The organism is Pseudomonas sp. LS2P72 (assembly GCF_054897865.1).
This window is the reverse complement of sequence record NZ_CM142708.1, coordinates 6,171,319-6,185,950: the sequence shown is the minus strand read 5'-3', so window position 1 is coordinate 6,185,950 and position 14,632 is coordinate 6,171,319. Positions and strand designations below refer to the sequence as shown.

At 60.8% G+C, this 14,632-nt stretch carries 9 protein-coding genes and 3 pseudogenes; 5 read left to right on the top strand and 7 right to left on the bottom strand.

Annotated elements, in window-relative coordinates:
• Positions 1-5 precede the first annotated feature (5 nt).
• Positions 6-2,363 (top strand): autotransporter family protein, encoded by a 2,358-nt coding sequence (locus ACYZUA_RS28400; protein ID WP_461961480.1) that lies wholly within the window; start codon positions 6-8, stop codon positions 2,361-2,363.
• 77 nt (positions 2,364-2,440) lie between these two features.
• On the opposite strand, the gene ACYZUA_RS28395 is transcribed toward ACYZUA_RS28400, so the two are convergent.
• Entirely contained in the window at positions 2,441-3,295 is an 855-nt protein-coding gene (locus ACYZUA_RS28395) for a MaoC family dehydratase (RefSeq protein WP_461961479.1), read from the bottom strand.
• 2 nt (positions 3,296-3,297) lie between these two features.
• Complete coding sequence (locus ACYZUA_RS28390; RefSeq protein ID WP_461961478.1) at positions 3,298-4,650, bottom strand: 3-oxoacyl-ACP reductase; 1,353 nt, start codon at positions 4,648-4,650, stop codon at positions 3,298-3,300.
• Positions 4,651-4,887: 237 nt separating this feature from the next.
• On the opposite strand from ACYZUA_RS28390, the gene ACYZUA_RS28385 reads away from it, so the two are divergent.
• The gene (locus tag ACYZUA_RS28385; protein WP_461961477.1) at positions 4,888-6,165 is read left to right on the top strand and encodes an acetyl-CoA C-acetyltransferase; all 1,278 of its coding nucleotides are present in this window, start codon (positions 4,888-4,890) and stop codon (positions 6,163-6,165) included.
• Here the strand turns inward: ACYZUA_RS28385 and ACYZUA_RS28380 are convergent.
• Positions 6,152-6,325, bottom strand: a pseudogene (locus tag ACYZUA_RS28380) (bile acid:sodium symporter); the annotation flags it as partial. The gene ACYZUA_RS28385 and the pseudogene ACYZUA_RS28380 sit on opposite strands and share 14 nt — an antisense overlap.
• A gap of 11 nt (positions 6,326-6,336) precedes the next feature.
• Here ACYZUA_RS28380 and ACYZUA_RS28375 point away from each other — a divergent pair.
• Positions 6,337-6,729: pseudogene (locus ACYZUA_RS28375) on the top strand (helix-turn-helix transcriptional regulator); the annotation flags it as partial.
• A 124-nt stretch (positions 6,730-6,853) separates the two neighbouring features.
• Here ACYZUA_RS28375 and ACYZUA_RS28370 read toward each other — a convergent pair.
• Complete coding sequence (locus ACYZUA_RS28370) at positions 6,854-7,558, bottom strand: methyl-accepting chemotaxis protein (RefSeq protein ID WP_415760826.1); 705 nt, start codon at positions 7,556-7,558, stop codon at positions 6,854-6,856.
• Between the two features lie 201 nt (positions 7,559-7,759).
• Positions 7,760-8,644, bottom strand: a pseudogene (locus tag ACYZUA_RS28365) (cache domain-containing protein); the annotation flags it as partial.
• 558 nt (positions 8,645-9,202) lie between these two features.
• Here ACYZUA_RS28365 and ACYZUA_RS28360 point away from each other — a divergent pair.
• Both ACYZUA_RS28360 and ACYZUA_RS28355 read left to right on the top strand, forming a co-directional pair.
• Positions 9,203-10,096 (top strand): PA4780 family RIO1-like protein kinase, encoded by an 894-nt coding sequence (locus ACYZUA_RS28360; RefSeq protein WP_123369234.1) that lies wholly within the window; start codon positions 9,203-9,205, stop codon positions 10,094-10,096.
• 546 nt (positions 10,097-10,642) lie between these two features.
• Positions 10,643-11,857, top strand: a complete 1,215-nt coding sequence (locus ACYZUA_RS28355; protein ID WP_461961476.1) for an MFS transporter — start codon at positions 10,643-10,645, stop codon at positions 11,855-11,857.
• Here ACYZUA_RS28355 and cueR read toward each other — a convergent pair.
• Both cueR and ACYZUA_RS28345 read right to left on the bottom strand, forming a co-directional pair.
• Positions 11,811-12,224: a Cu(I)-responsive transcriptional regulator gene (cueR, locus tag ACYZUA_RS28350; RefSeq protein WP_461961475.1), complete on the bottom strand. Its 414-nt coding sequence runs from the start codon at positions 12,222-12,224 to the stop codon at positions 11,811-11,813. The genes ACYZUA_RS28355 and cueR overlap by 47 nt on opposite strands.
• The gene (locus tag ACYZUA_RS28345) at positions 12,221-14,614 is read right to left on the bottom strand and encodes a heavy metal translocating P-type ATPase (protein ID WP_461961474.1); all 2,394 of its coding nucleotides are present in this window, start codon (positions 14,612-14,614) and stop codon (positions 12,221-12,223) included. Before ACYZUA_RS28345 ends, cueR begins: the two co-directional genes overlap by 4 nt.
• Between the last annotated feature and the right edge of the window lie 18 nt (positions 14,615-14,632).

Here is a 14,632-nt window from a genome sequence, read left to right as displayed (position 1 = left end):
TGTCTGTGACTGCTGCCGTTTTTAACACCCCGACGAGTTTTGCTGCCGATCTCAATTACGATTTGAGCGGTGGCCCACTCAGCAGCGCTCAACAGAACTGGCAAAGGGTCACGCTGACCGGCACTGCGAACATTGCTCCCGTTTCGGCACCAGGGCTTACGTATGCCGCGCAATTCAAGAGCCTGACGGCGCAGCTGGAACTGGTCAACACGGGTTCCATCACGATGGACGACGCTACCCACGGCATCGGAATCGATATCGGGCCCGGCCTCTCCGGCCCCTCAACATTTGGCTACAACATTCGCAACACCGGCTCGATCAAGATCGATGGTCTCGCCAGCATCGGTGACTCCAGAGGTATCGTGGACACCGGCAGCACGCTGGGCGGCTCCTTCATCAACACCGGTGACATTGAAGTCAGCGGCATGAATTCCAGTGGCGTCATTCTGCTGCACACGACGATGCAAGGCATTTCCAACGACGGCACGATCAGTGCGAGCGGTACCGACGCACTCGGTATGTTGCTTGATGGCGCGACGTTGACCGGCACTGTCTCGAACAACGGAACCCTGCGAGCATCGGGCACCGACGCCGAGGCGCTGACGTTCGAGGCTGTAACGTTCAACCATCCGACCGGGACTGGCAGGTATATGCTGATCAACGACGGCACGATTTCCGGCGAGTCTATTGGCGTCCATGTCAGTGACCAGCCAACCAACAGCCGACCGTTTACTATTTACCAGCTGTCCGGCTTGATCGAGGGCGGTAGCGCTGCAATTCAAGTCGATGACGGCGAAAGCTATTTCGATTGGTTTGGCGGGACGGTCAGGGGCGATATCCTGGGGATGTCTGGTGTACTCATCGACGGCGACGTGGTCTTCGATGGTTCGAACATCAACTCGGATTACGTCACGATCCAAAGCGGCAAGCTGACCCTGATGAAACCGCACACCACCCTCATCGGCGACTTCGACATGGAAGAATCCGACTCGGTGCTGGAGATGTATTTAGGTAATGACACCAACCCCAATCTCCCCGTCCTGAGAGTTACCGGCACCACCGATATCGCCCCGGGCGGACGCATTCACTTGCAGGCCCGCTCCAGCGATTTCCGCATCAATGCCGGTGGCACTCGCTACACCTTGATCAGCTCGGGCCAGTTGACCGGGGGTGAAAACCTTACGGTGACCTCGTCCTCCGCCTTGCTGGATGTCAAAAGCTTCGGCATCGAAGGTAATGACGTGAAGGCATTGGTCGCAGCGAAGTCGGAGGAAGTGCTCACACAAAACACCCTCCAGGCTGGAGGCACGCGCAACGCTGCCGGAGCACTAGGCCGTTTCTCTTCGTTTGTCATGCCTCAACTCAACGAACAGGATTCTGTGTTCCAGGCGTTCGCTAATGCCGATACCGATACCGAGCTTGCGAAGCTGGCCGAGAAGCTCAGCCCGGATGTGAGCCGTGGCGTCATTCACGCCGCCACCAACAGTCAGACCCTGGTCTCGAATGTGATCAGCGACCGTTCGAGCCGTAACCGAACGACTGGCTCGTCGACAGACAAAGGCGTGTGGCTGCAATCGTTGACCAGCGACGCCGATCAGGATGCCCGCAAAGGTATGGATGGCTTTGATGCCAACAGCCACGGCATCGCCGTAGGTGCTGACGGTCAATTGAACGTCGACACGGTCGTGGGTCTGGCCTACAGCTATATCAACACCGATGTGAAATCCGACGAAGGCAGCAAAACCGAAGTGACGGGTCATGCGCTGACGCTGTACGGCAACTGGACCCACGACAGCTGGTTCGTGGACTCATCGCTGATGTACGGCTGGAACGACAACGAGTCCAGACGTTACATCGTCGGCACGCGTGCCAAGGGTGACTACGACAGCGAAATCTTTGGCGTGAATGCGCTGGCCGGTTACAGCTTCCATCTCAATCCGGACGTCGTACTTGAGCCACAGGTCGGAGCCCGTTATGCCAACGTCGGAATGGACGCTTATCGCGAGAAAGGCAGTTCAGCGTCGTTGAATGTCGGCAGCCAGCGTTATGAAGTGGGCGAGATGGGCATCGGTGCTCGACTGGCCGCCGCGTTCGATGTCGGTCAGGGTAGTCTCGAACCTGAAGCCAAGGTCATGGCCTGGCACGATTTCATCGGTGACAAGACTGCTACCACGTCGTCTTTCGTGTTGGGTGGCGATTCGTTCACCACGCGTGGTATGACACCGGTGCGCGACAGCTATGAAGTGGGCCTGGGTGCAAACTATCGACTGGGCTCATGGAGCGTGGGCGGCTCCTACAACTACTTCACCAGCACCGACTTCAATGCCGATACGTTTACAGCGAAGGTGCGGTACGCGTTCTGATCGTGTTCATGACACCAAAGAGACAGTGTGGCGCAAGGAGGCAGGCTCCCTCGCCACAAGATGGGGCAATTGGCAGGTCAGGCAATCGGCCGCCAATGCCCCACCATATGCTCCAAATCCCCTTCGCCCACCAATCTCAAATCCCCACTGGATCCCGCCGCACTGGCCAGCAATGTCACCTCGCTGGGCAACCGCACCGGTTTCCTGAACTGCACCGCAATCTCGACATTCGCCGCCGGCAGATGCTCACTTAACGCTGCCAGCGTACGCGCCTTGTTCCACAACCCGTGGGCGATGGCCGTCGGGAAACCGAAGAGTTTGGCGCTGACGGTACTCAGGTGAATCGGGTTGTAGTCGCCGGACACTTTGGCGTACTGCCGCCCAATGTCCGACGACGCTTTCCAGCGGGCGACTTCCGACATTTCCAGTGTCGACGCCAACACGTCCTCGACGGGCTCGCCTGCGAGTTTGACCCCACGGCACAACATCTGGCTTTCAGCTTCCCACAACGCCCCCAACTGATCGTCGAGCGTGGTCACCAGATCGAACGTCGCGCCCTTTTCATGGGGCTGAAGGTTTTGCACCTGAACGCTGACCCGCACACGATTCACGCCGCCCATTGGGCGAAAGATGCGAACGCGGTTGCTCAGGTGAATCAACCCCAGCAGCGGGAACGGAAACTCTTTGGCCGTCAGCAATTGCATCTGCAAGGCGAACGCCAGGATGTGTGGGTAGGTGGGCGGCAACAAACCGTTCTCGGCAAAACCGCAGACCTTGCGATAGTCCGCCAGGCGCTTCGGATCGACATTGATCCAGCAGCGCAAACCCGACTCGGGCAGGGTGGTGCCGGTGATTTTGCGTCGCGTCGCGGCCCGCACGTACAGTCCTGACAGGCTTGGTTCGCGGTTGAGTATGTGCCAATCGATGATCATGCCTAAGCCCCCAAAACACTTTGTCCGCACACTCGCAGCGCTTGGCCGGTGAACGCGCCGGTGCCCGGTTGGGCCAGCCATGCCACCGCTTCGGCGACGTCTTGCGGCAGGCCGCCCTGGCCCAGCGAACTCATGCGCCGCCCGGCCTCACGCACGCCGAACGGCAGGTGCGCGGTCATCTGGGTTTCGATGAAACCGGGTGCTACCGCATTGATGCTGATGCCGCGCTCGTTCAGCAGTGGCGCCCAGGCTTGGGCCAGGCCAATCAACCCGGCCTTGCTCGCTGCGTAATTGGTTTGCCCGCGATTGCCAGCGATGCCGCTGATCGACGCCAGCAGGATCACCCGGCCGTTGTCGTGCAGGGTGCCGCTGTCGAGCAGCGCCTTGGTCAGCACTTGCGGCGCATTGAGGTTGACCGCCAGTACCGAGTCCCAGAATTCCGGGGTCATGTTGGCCAGGGTTTTATCCCGCGTGATGCCGGCGTTGTGGACCACGATGTCGATGCCGTCGGGCAGTTGCTCGACTAACTGCGCGGCGGCGTCTTCGGCGCAAATATCCAGGGTGATGCTGCGCCCGCCGAGGCGTGCGGCGAGGGCTTCGAGATCAGTCTTGGCCGGTGCTACATCGAGCAGGATCACGTCGGCTCCGTCACGGGCCAGGGTTTCGGCGATGGAGGCACCGATGCCGCGTGCAGCACCCGTGACCAGTGCCGTGCGGCCTGACAATGGGCGAGTCCAGTCCGTCACTTGCGTGTCGCAGGCATTCAAGCGAATCACCTGTCCGGAAACGAAAGCACTTTTGGGCGAGAGGAAAAACCTCAGCGGGCCTTCCAGTTGATCCTCCGCCCCTTCGCCGACATAAATCAGCTGCAAGGTGCCGCCGCTGCGCAGTTCCTTGGCCAGCGCACGGCTGAAGCCTTCCAGTGCTCGCTGGGCACTGGCGGCGAACGGATCGCTCAAGGTCTCCGGCGCGCGACCCAGAATCACCAGGTGCGCGCTGTGGTCGAGGTTTTTAATCAATGGCTGGAAGAACTCGCGCAGCTGTTTGAGTTGATCGGTCTGCACCAGGTCACTGGCGTCGAACACCACGGCTTTGAGTTTGGGGCCGTGGCCGGGAATCCACGCGGTGGCCAGCGAAGGCTCGGTGCCGTAGCTGTAAATCGCGTCGGTCAGGCGGTTGGCAAAGGTGCCGATTTTCTCCGTCAACGGGCCACCGCCTAACAACAGCGCCCCCTCGACAGGCCGCAGCCGGCCAGCTTGCCAGCGCTCCAGCCGAACCGGCGATGGCAGACCCAGAGCCCCGACCAAACGGTGGCCGACGGACGAATTGGCGAAGTCGATATAACGGTCAGACATGGAACGCGCTCCAGCAGCTGGGGTTCAAAGTGTGGACCATGATTGGCAATCAGTCGTTCGATCCACGAGATAAGGCCTACGCTTGGCTATTGTAGGAGCTGAGCTTGCTAGCGATGGCGGTGTATCTGTCGACATCAATGTAGCTGACACACCGCTATCGTCGGAACGCCGCCCGGACCAAGCTCGGCTCCTACAAGGGGGGTGGTTTTCAAATTGGATATTCATCAGGAGCTTTTCATGACTCAACTGCGCCGCGTTGCGATTATTGGTGGTAACCGTATCCCCTTCGCCCGTTCCAACGGGCCGTACACCACCGCCAGTAATCAGGCGATGCTCACCGCCGCGCTCGAAGGCCTGATCGAACGCTACAACCTGCACGGTTTGCGTCTGGGAGAAGTGGTGGCGGGGGCGGTGGCCAAGCACTCCCGGGATACGAGCCTGACCCGCGAATGTGTGCTCGGCTCGCGGCTGTCGCCAACCACCCCGGCCTACGACATTCAGCAGGCGTGCGGCACCGGTCTGGAAGCGACGCTGCTGGTGGCGAATAAAATCGCGCTGGGCCAGATCGAATGCGGAGTCGCCGGCGGCGTCGACACCGCCTCCGACGTGCCGATCGGCGTCAACGAAGGCCTGCGCAAAATCCTCCTGCAAGCCAACCGCGCCAAAACCACCGCCGACAAACTGAAAGCCTTCCTGCAATTGCGCCCCCGTCACCTGATCCCGGATCTGCCGCGCATCAACGAGCCACGCACTGGCCTGTCGATGGGTGACCACTGCGAGTCGATGGCCCAGGCCTGGAACATTCCGCGCGACGAACAGGATCAACTGGCCTTTGAAAGTCACCAGAAAATGGCTGCGTCCTACACCGAAGGCTGGCACAACGACTTGATGACGCCGTTCCTCGGCTTGACCCGCGACGACAACCTGCGCCCGGAGCTGACCCTGGAAAAACTCGCCTCACTGAAACCGGCCTTCGAGAAAAGCGCCAAGGGCACCCTGACAGCGGGCAACTCGACACCGCTCACCGATGGCGCATCGCTGGTGCTGATGGGCAGTGAAGAATGGGCCAAGGAGCGTGGCCTGCCGATCCTTGCCTATTTGCGCGATGGCGAGACGGCGGCGGTGGACTTCGTCAACGGTGCGGAAGGATTGTTGATGGCGCCGGTGTATGCGGTGCCGCGTTTGCTCGCGCGCAACGGCCTGACCTTGCAGGACTTCGATTACTACGAGATCCACGAAGCCTTCGCCGCGCAGGTGCTCTGCACGCTGAAGGCCTGGGAGGATCCGGAGTATTGCAAAACCCGCCTCGGTCTCGATGCGCCACTGGGCTCCATCGACCGCAGCCGCCTCAACGTCAAAGGCAGTTCACTGGCGGCGGGGCATCCGTTTGCCGCGACCGGCGCACGCATCGTCGCGAGCCTGGCGAAGTTGCTGGATGCGGCGGGCAAGGGCCGAGGGTTGATCTCGATCTGCGCCGCCGGTGGCCAGGGGATTACGGTGATTATCGAGCGCTGAGGGCTGGGGTGCTTTGTTGGGCCAACTGCCGGTTGCGGTTAGCGTAACGCTCGGCCATGACCGAGCAGACGATCAACTGCAACGGGTGGTAGATCATGATCGGCAGCAGGATCAGCCCAAGTCCTGGGTTGGCGCCGAAGATCAGCGTCGCCATCGGCGCAGGCCGAGTACAGCCAGGAATCGCGGCTGGTGAGTGTGCTGCTGGATCAGTTGGCGCATCTGCCGGAGGTTGGCTTCTCGCTGCCGTTACCGCGCCATGAAAGGTTGCTCGGGTTGTGCAACGAGCTGATCGAAAGCCCTGAGCGCAATGTGACCTTGCAGGCGTGGGCCGAGCGGTTGGGCACCTCGGAGAAGACCTTGATGCGGCTTTTTCAGCGTGAAACCGGGTTGAGTTTTCGAGGGCGGCGACAGCGGATGCAGTTGCTGTCGTCGTTGAGTTTGCTGGAGGAGGGGGGCAGCGTGACGAATGCCGCGCTGTCTTGCGGGCATGACTCGACTTCGGCGTTTATTGCGGCGTTCAAAAGCCTGTTCGGGTTTACTCCCGGAGAACTCTTCAAACAGTGACGGCCTCATCGCGGGCAAGCCTTGCTCCTACGGATTTGTGTGACACCGATATGGGGTACGACACAAATCCGTAGGAGCAAGGCTTGCCCGCGATTGGCCGCGCAGCGGCCACCGGAGTTCTGAATCAGGTTCTGAAGCGGCGCACCAACCCATCCAGCTCATTCGACAACCCCGCCAGACTCTGCGAATCCAGCCGCGCCGAGTTCGCCAGTTCCGCCACCAACTGCGCATCACCATGAATCTGGCTGATGTGCCGATTGATGTCTTCAGCCACCTGATGCTGTTCTTCCGCCGCGGTAGCGATCTGGGTGTTCATGTCGCGGATCACGTCCACCGATTCCCGAATCAGCCCGAAGCTGCTGCGTGCTTCACCGATCCGCGTCACCGATTGCTGGGACACTTCCAGGCTGGCGTGCATTTGCTGAGTCACCTGACTGGTACGTTTGGCGAGGTTGCCCAGCAAACCGTCGATTTCCGCCGTGGAATCGGCAGTCCGCTTGGCCAGTGCCCGAACTTCATCGGCGACCACTGCAAACCCACGACCCTGTTCACCGGCCCGCGCCGCTTCGATAGCGGCGTTCAGCGCCAGCAGGTTGGTCTGTTCGGCAATTGAGCGAATGGTCCCGAGAATTGACTGAATGTCGTTGCTGTCGCGCTCAAGTTGTTGCATCGACTGGGCCGACTGTTCGATTTCCTGGCTCAAGCGATCAACGCTGGTCACGGCCGCATCAATTTGCTGCTGACCTTCACGTGCCTGGCGCTGGCCGCTGTCGGCCGATTCTGCCGCCTGGCTGCAAGAGCGCGCGACTTCGTTGGCGGTGGCGACCATTTCGTGGAACGCCGTGGAAACCATGTCCACCGCTTCGCGCTGACGCCCGGCGGCTTCGGCCATGTCGCTGGAGACCTGGGTCGAACTCTTGGAGGTGGCGAGAATCTTGGTCGCGGCGCCGCCGATGCTCTGGATCAGGTTGCGAATCGCCGCCAAGAACTGGTTGAACCAGTTGGCCAGTTGCGCGGTTTCGTCGCTGCCACGGATTTGCAGGTTCTTGGTCAGGTCGCCTTCACCTTGGGCGATGCCTTCCAAACCGCTGGCCACGCTGCGGATCGGTCGCACGATGAGGCTGGCGAAACTGGCGCCGACGATGGCGAAGAACACGGCCAGCACGGCGGCGATGATCGCGATCAGCCAGGTCAGCTGAGTGGCCGAACTCATCACGTCGGTCCGCTTGATCAGGCCGATAAAGGTCCAGCCCAGCTGTTCCGACGGCCAGACGTTGGCCATGTAGCGTTCGCCGTTCAGTTCAACTTCCACCAGCCCTTTGCCGGCCTTGGCCAGTTGCGCGTAGCCGTCGCCGAGGCTGCTCAGCGCTTTAAAGTTGTGTTCCGGTCGCTTCGGATCGACCAGCACAGTGCCGTTGTTTTCCAGCAGCATCAGGTAGCCGGTTTCACCGAGCTTGATCTGTTTGACGATTTCGGTGAGCTGCTTGAGCGTCACGTCGATGCTGACCACGCCGCCATTGCTGCCCAATTTGTTGTCGATGGTGCGCACGGTACTGACGTAAGTCGCGTCGTCCTGGGCCCAGTAATAGGCCTCGGTGCGGAACGGTTTGCCCGGTTTGGCCTGGGCAGCCTTGTACCAGGGGCGTTGGCGCGGGTCGTAATTGTTCAGCTTGGCATCGTCCGGCCAGGACACATAACCGCCCGCCGCGGTGCCGAGGATGGCATAAGCGTAGGACGGATGACTGTTGCCCAGGTCCTGAAGGAGGCCGAAGACCTTCTTGTCCATCTCGCCTTGGGGAATGCTTTCGGCGTTGGCGCTCATGTACGTCTTGAGGCTGTCGTCGGAATTCTTGATCAGCGGTTGGGTCGCCAGGTAATCCACGTTCTGACTGATGCCGTCAAAGAACAGTTGCATGGCGTTGCTGACCTGACGAATCTCGCGACCACTGCCGTCGACGAAACTGTCCTTGGCATCACTGCGCAAGTTCAGCACCACCAGGGTAGCGACCAGCACCACCGGCAAGCAGGCGATGATTGCAAACGCCCAGGTCAACTTCTGTTTGATGTTCATCCGCGCTCCAGATTTTTCTTGTAGGCCCACGCAGTGCAGATGACTCGCGGATTATTGGCAGAACGATTGTCGGACAAATCACTTTGTCTCTGATGACTTCGGCTGGCCGAGGCGGAAATTGAGGCCTATAAAGAAAAATCCTACGAAGGGTATGAATCGAGATGTCAGCTTCTGTCGCAAATACCCGCTTAACCCTTCAGCAACAAGTGGTGCAGGGTCAGCTATGATCTGTGGCGGCCGATGACGACCGGCGGTTGCGGCCTGATTAAACCGGCACATTGTGTGCTTCTTGACGGTCACAGGAACGTTCATAGGTCGGCAACCCCTCCCCCGAATGAGTGGATTGCCGTATAACGAATGACTTTCGCGTGTTTGGTAATAAAGGACCCCCAATAAAAGCTGATGAAGACTCCAAAACGCATTGAACCCCTGATCGAGGACGGTCTGGTCGACGAGGTGCTGCGCCCACTCATGAGTGGTAAAGAAGCAGCTGTTTATGTGGTGCGCTGCGGCAACGAGTTACGTTGCGCGAAGGTCTACAAGGAGGCGAATAAACGCAGTTTCCGTCAGGCGGCCGAGTATCAGGAAGGCCGCAAGGTGCGCAACAGCCGTCAGGCTCGAGCGATGGCCAAGGGCTCCAAGTTCGGCAAGAAAGAAACCGAAGACGCCTGGCAGAATGCCGAAGTGGCGGCATTGTTCCGTCTGGCCGGTGCTGGCGTGCGGGTTCCTCAGCCTTACGACTTCCTTGAAGGCGTGCTGCTGATGGAGCTGGTGGCCGATGAGTACGGTGATGCCGCGCCGCGTCTGAATGACGTGGTGCTGGAACCGGATCAGGCGCGCGAGTATCACGCGTTCCTGATTTCGCAGATCGTGCTGATGTTGTGTACCGGTCTGGTGCATGGTGACCTGTCGGAGTTCAACGTACTGCTGACCCCGACCGGCCCGGTGATCATCGACCTGCCGCAAGCGGTCGACGCGGCGGGCAACAACCACGCGTTCAGCATGCTGGAACGGGATGTCGGCAACATGGCGTCCTACTTCGGGCGGTTTGCGCCGGAGTTGAAAAAGACCAAGTACGCCAAGGAAATGTGGGCCCTGTTCGAAGCCGGCACTTTGCACCCGGCCAGCGTCTTGACCGGCGAGTTCGATGAGCCGGAAGAGTTGGCCGATGTTGGCGGGATCATGCGCGAGATCGAGGCGGCACGCCTTGATGAAGAGCGCAAGCAAGCGGTGCGCGCGGCAGATGACGCGCCACCGGGCAAAACCGAAGAGCCGCCTCCGCCTTGGATGCAGTGATCGGTTAACGAAAAACCCGGCTGTTGGCCGGGTTTTTTGTGTTTGCTGGACTTTGGTGGTGTGTCATTTGGATCGACCCCTCACCCCAGCCCTCCCGAAACGTCGGACCGCCCCACAGGGGAGAGGGGGAAAGGGGGCAGATCTTCATGTTTTTCAAAGCCTGAGTTCGACTCGGAATCTCAGGTCGATGTAGCTCCAAGAGCACCTCGGTCAGTCCCCCGCCCCTCGGGGGAGAGGGCTGGTGTGAGGGGGCAGATCTTCATGTTTTTCAAAGCCTGAGTTCGACTCGGAATCTCAGGTCGATGTAGCTCCAAGAGCACCTCGGTCAGTCCCCCGCCACTCGGGGGAGAGGGCTGGTGTGAGGGGGCAGATCTTCATGTTTTTCAAAGCCTGAGTTCGACTCGGAATCTCAGGTCGATGTAGCTCCAAGAGCACCTCGGTCAGTCCCCTCGCCCCTCGGGGAGAGGGTTAGGGTGAGGGGGCGCTTTCAGATCCACCCAAATCCGTCTACCGTCCACCGCTCAAAACCACACTCAAGGACTGAATGTGAACACCACTCGCAACGCCCAACTGATCATCGCCGCCCGTCTGGTCTCGGACTTTGGCGCCTTCCTCAACATGGTCGCCCTGGCCACCTACGTCTACTTGCTCAGCAACAGCGCCATGAGCGTCGGCATCTTCCTCGCCAGCCGCGTGGCCGGTGGAATATTCGCCAGTCTGATGGGTACGACGTTTTATCGCCGTTGGGCCGGGCGCCTGCCGCTGATTGCCTTCGACCTGTTGCGCGCCGGGCTGCTGGGCCTGCTGCTTGTGCTACCTGTAACCCAGCAGATGCAGCTGTTACCGATGATCGCTTTCGGTCTGGGATTCGGTAACTCGATGTTCGCCATCGGCCTCAACAGCCAATTGCCACACTTGATCGAAAGCGAACACCTGCTCAAGACCAACGCCTGGATCACCTCGGCGTCGTCGGCCGCCATGGTCGGTGGAAGTCTGGTGTCGGGGCTTTTAGTGGCGGCATTCGGCTTTGAAACAGTGTTTGCATTAAACGTGGTCACTTATCTGCTGGCTGCGTTGTTCATCTTGCCGCTGCGCTTCTCAAAACCTGCGCCCGGTGACGAACCCAGCCACGAGCGTGGTGAGTGGGCGGCCCTGCTCCAGGGACTGCGCAGCACACCGGTGGTGGCGGCGATGCTCGCGGTGGCGATGGCTGACACCCTTGGCAGTGCCGCGCACAACGTGGGTTTTCCGATTATTTCCAGACTGCTGACACCCGAGTCGGCCAGCACCACGCTGGGCCTGATGCTGGCCGTCTGGGCCAGCGGCAAACTGATCGGCGCGCGCATCGCCAGCCGGCTGAAAGGCTCGGACAACGTGAACCTGGAGCGGCGATTCTTCTTTGGTGTGTTGCTGATGTCCTGCGGCTTCATCCTGATGTTTCAGCAACAGACCCTTTATGGGTTGCTGTTGTTTTCGCTGCCGGCGGGATTGGGCGACGGTTTCTCGGAAGTCGGCCTGATGTCGCGCCTGCAGCGTGAACCGGACAGCCTGCGCCTGCCGATTTTCAGCTTCCTGACGCTGTTGCAAATGACCGGGTTCGGCGTCGGCATGCTGATCGCCGCGCCGTTCTATTCGTGGTGGACGCCGGGTGCCGTGGTGCTGTTGTTCCACGGCATTCCTCTCGCCACCTTACTGGTGGTGAGGGGGCTGGCAATCAGGGGCGAGCGGGTTGTGCGCAACAGCCCGACTCCAGGTTCTTGAGGATCGGACAGTCGGGACGGTGATCACCGTGACAGTGTTCGACCAGATCCTCCAGCGTGTCGCGCAGTTGCCCGAGTTCGAGGATTTTCTGGTTCAGCTCGTCGATGTGCTGACGGGCCAGGGCCTTCACGTCGGCGCTGGCTCTTTGGCGGTCCTGCCAAAGGGTCAGCAGTTTGCCGACCTCGTCCAGTGAGAACCCCAGGTCCCGGGAGCGCTTGATGAATGCCAGGGTGTGCAGGTCGTCGTCGCCGTAAACCCGGTAACCGCTGTCGGTACGATGGGCGGCCTTGAGCAAGCCGATGGATTCGTAATAACGGATCATCTTCGCGCTCAGGCCGCTTTGGCGGGCTGCTTGGCCGATGTTCATCGGTTGTCCTCCAGGTCCTTGGGTTTCCAGGTTTTCAACAGTAACGCATTGCTCACCACGCTGACGCTCGACAACGCCATGGCCGCACCGGCCAGCACCGGATTGAGGAAACCGAAGGCTGCCAGCGGAATGCCGATCAGGTTGTAGACGAAGGCCCAGAACAGGTTCTGACGAATCTTCGCGTAGGTCTTGCGACTGATCTCCAGCGCCGCCGGCACCAGCCGTGGGTCGCCGCGCATCAGGGTAATCCCCGCCGCGTGCATCGCAACGTCTGTGCCGCCGCCCATGGCGATGCCGATGTCTGCGGCGGCCAGGGCGGGTGCGTCGTTGATGCCGTCGCCGACCATGGCCACGACGCCGGTTTTTTTCAGTTCGGCGACGGTGGCGGCTTTGTCCGCCGGCAGTACTTCGGCGTGGACATCCTTGATGCCCAGCGCCTCGGCAACCACTTTGGCGCTGCCGCGATTGTCGCCGGTCAGCAGGTGGCTGCTGATGTTGCGTGCGTTGAGTTGTTGCACGGCTTGCAGCGCGCCGGGTTTGAGGGTGTCGCCGAAAGCGAACAAGCCCATTACTCGTTGCTCGGGACTTTGCTCGATCAGCCAGGACAGGGTCCGGCCTTCGGTTTCCCACGCGGTGGCGGAGTCGGCCCATGCACCGGCGCTCAAGCCGCTTTCTTCCAACAAACGACGATTGCCCAGCGCCAATCGACGACCGTCGAGAGTGCCCGCGATGCCTCGGCCAGTCAGGGACTGGCTGTCGGTGACATCGGCCACGGTCAAACCGCGTTCGGCGCAAGCGTCCAAAACCGCCTTGGCCAGTGGATGTTCACTGCCGCGTTGCAGGGCGCCGGCCATTTGCAGCATCGCCGCTTCGTCATGGTTGATTGCGCTCAAATGAGCGATTCGTGGAGTACCCGAAGTCAGCGTGCCAGTCTTGTCGAACACCACCGCACTGACTTCATGGGCTCGCTCCAACGCTTCGGCGTCCTTGATCAGAATCCCGTGGCGCGCCGCCACGCCGGTGCCGGCCATGATTGCCGTTGGCGTGGCCAGCCCGAGCGCGCATGGGCAAGCGATCACCAATACCGCCACGGCATTGATCAGCGCCGTTTCCATCGGCGCGCCGTACAACCACCAGCCGATCAAGGTGGCCAACGCAATCAGCAGGACCGTTGGCACGAACACCTGACTGACTTTATCCACCAGTTTCTGGATCGGCGCTTTCGCCGCTTGAGCGTCTTCGACCAGGCGGATGATGCGCGCCAGCACCGTTTCCGCGCCCAAGGCCAGGGTGCGAACGAGCAACCGGCCTTCGCCATTGATCGCGCCGCCGGTGACCTTGTCGCCGGGTTGTTTGGGCACCGGCAGGCTTTCGCCGCTGATCAGCGCTTCGTCGGCGTGGCTCTGACCTTCAACCACTTCACCGTCCACCGGAAAGCGTTCGCCGGGTTTGACCATCACCAGATCATTCAGACGCAAGGCGCTGATGGCGACGTCCTGCTCGCGGCCGTCGATCACCTGAATCGCCCGTTCCGGGCGCAAGGCTTCGAGGGCGCGAATGGCGCTGGCGGTCTGGCGTTTGGCGCGGCTTTCCAGGTATTTGCCCAGCAGCACCAAGGCAATCACCACCGCCGAGGCTTCGAAATACAGGTGCGGCATGCGCCCGGCGGCGGTGGCCCATTCATAAAGACTCAAGCCATAACCGGCGCTGGTGCCCAACGCGACCAGTAAATCCATATTGCCGGCACCGGCGCGCACGGCTTTCCAGGCCGCGACGTAAAAGCGCGCACCGAAGATGAATTGCACCGGCGTGGCCAACGCGAATTGCACCCAGGCCGGGAGCATCCAGTGCACGCCGAACGGTTGCAGCAACATCGGTAGCACCAGCGGCGCGGCGAGGATGATCGCCATGATCAAGGCCCAACGCTCGCGGTGCAGGCGCTGTTGTTGATGATCGGTTTGTGGGTGTTCGACTTCCCAGACACTGGCGCTGTAGCCAGCCTTGGTGACTGCGTCGATCAGGGTTTGCGGATCGATCTGACCGAGCAACTCGAGGTGAGCGCGCTCATTGGCCAGGTTGACGCTGACGCTCCTGACCCCCTGCACCTTGGCCAGCGCTCGTTCGACCCGGCCGACGCAGGAGGCGCAGGTCATGCCGTCAATGCTCAATTCCAGACTCTGCTGCGGCACGCTGTAACCGGCCTGCTGCACCGCGTTCATCAAGGCCGGCAGGCTGTCGCTGGGCGCTTGAACCCGAGCCTGTTCGGTGGCCAGGTTGACACTGACGGCAGAGGCGCCGATGACTTTGCTCAAGGCACGCTCGACACGCCCGGCGCAACTGGCACAGGTCATGCCGGCAATCGGCAGATCGAAAGTGGTGGATTCGGACATCGGTCACGCTCCCTGTAG